Annotated in this window: 2 protein-coding genes; one reads left to right on the top strand and one right to left on the bottom strand. The window is 65.6% G+C overall.

The features are described from left to right. The first annotated feature begins 149 nt into the window (after nucleotides 1-149). Entirely contained in the window at nucleotides 150-335 is a 186-nt protein-coding gene (locus tag PARACOCCUSGL_RS0120040; protein WP_010400948.1) for a hypothetical protein, read from the top strand. 209 nt (nucleotides 336-544) lie between these two features. On the opposite strand, the gene PARACOCCUSGL_RS21155 is transcribed toward PARACOCCUSGL_RS0120040, so the two are convergent. Next, nucleotides 545-1,655, bottom strand: a 1,111-nt coding sequence (locus PARACOCCUSGL_RS21155) for an ATP-binding protein (protein ID WP_040602389.1), incomplete at its 5' end; no start/stop codon positions are given.

The raw sequence follows: 1,655 nt of genomic DNA, 5'->3' as shown, positions 1-1,655 counted from the left end.
CGTGGACGAATTTCCCACCGCCGTTCTCACTTCGATCCCCTGCCACAGCGTCTCCATGAGACTGGCAAGGCAGAGGATCGAGCCGCCGTCAGGCGGCTTTCAGCGAGCGAATCGATGACCATGCCGGACGGCGATGCTAGGTGTAGGCGATGGAAGACGATCTGAACGCGACAGGGCCGGAGGAGAGCAGGCCCCATGACAGCCCGTCCGCAAGCAGGCCGCGTCCGGGTGTTGCCCGGCAGATCGAGGCGCTTCAGGCGCAGGTCAGAACCGATGGCTTCCGGCGTATGAGCGACGAACAGACTTTCCTAGACGATCTGTCCGGGGATATCTGAACGGAAGACACGCCCGTATCATCTGTAGGCCAGAGTGGCCTACTTTTCGCGATTTCGCCAAATATTAGTGACCGACTATTATTTTGCAGGGCCCGGTACTTTCGTACCACCCGCAAAATGTCGGACCAGGCGCTGCGCCCCGGTACCCAGCCTCCCGCCCATGAAGAAGATCGATCCCCCGACGCCGCGCGATGGGCGGCCGCAACCAATTACGGATGAAGCGCCAGCAGATCCTGCCCGAACTGGTGCAGCGACATGACCTCGATCCCGTTCGGCAGCGGGAAAGCCTCGTCCCCCGGATAGACCACGATCCGCCGCGCAGGTTGCAGGTCTTCGCAGGCCGAATGAAAGCCGCGCTCGACCTTGGGCGCAAGGTTGCGCTTGACCTCGACGGCCCAGACCGCGCCGCCCGGCAGGGTCAGCACCAGATCGACCTCGGCGCCCGCACCGCTGCGGTAGAACTGCGCCTGCGTCCCTTCTGGCATCAGGGCATGGGCGGTCTCGATGATCAGACCTTCCCAACTGGCGCCCGCGACGGGGTGGCCGAGAACGTGATCGAGCGTCGTCAGCCCCAGAAGGGCATGCAGAATGCCGGTGTCGCGCACATAGATGCGCGGGGACTTGACCAGCCGCTTGCCGATATTCGCGTGCCAGGGCTCCAGGCGGCGCACCAGCATCAGGTCGACCAGCAGGTCGAGATAGGAGGCGACGGTCTTGGCATCGACCCCTAGCGCGCGGGCCAGCTCGGCGGCGTTCGACAGGCCGGACTGCCGATGCGCCAGCATGGTCCAGAAGCGCCGCAGCGTCTCGGCCGCGATACGAGGGCCGAGCGCGGGAATGTCGCGCTCCAGATAGGTGCGGATGAAGTCGCGCCGCCAGCGCAGGCTGGCCTGATCGCCCTTGGCGAGGAAGCTATCGGGAAAGCCGCCGCGCAGCCAGAGCCGATCCAGATCGGCGGCAGGCACCTCCAGCGCATCGAGGGGGGCGAGTTCGGCATAGGCGATCCGCCCGGCCAGCGTCTCGCCGGATTGCCGCAGCAGGTCGATGGAGGCCGAGCCGAGCAGCAGGAACCGCCCCGCCCGCAGCCCCTTGCGCCGCCCCCGGTCGATCAGGCCGCGCAGGTTCTGGAACAGGTCTGGCACCCGCTGGACCTCATCGAGGATGACTAGCTTGTCCTCATGCGCCGACAGGTAGAGTTCCGGGTCCGAGAGCCTGGCCCGGTCGGCGCTGGATTCGAGGTCGAGATAGAGTGATGGCCGCTCTTCTCCCAGCTCCTGGGCCAAAGTGGTCTTGCCTGTTGATTTCCGTCGAGACGTGACC

The sequence above is a fragment of the Paracoccus sp. TRP genome (assembly GCF_000185925.1).
Lineage (GTDB): Bacteria > Pseudomonadota > Alphaproteobacteria > Rhodobacterales > Rhodobacteraceae > Paracoccus > Paracoccus kondratievae.
Note: the sequence above shows the minus strand (reverse complement) of the source record. Positions and strands in the feature narration are given on the sequence as shown.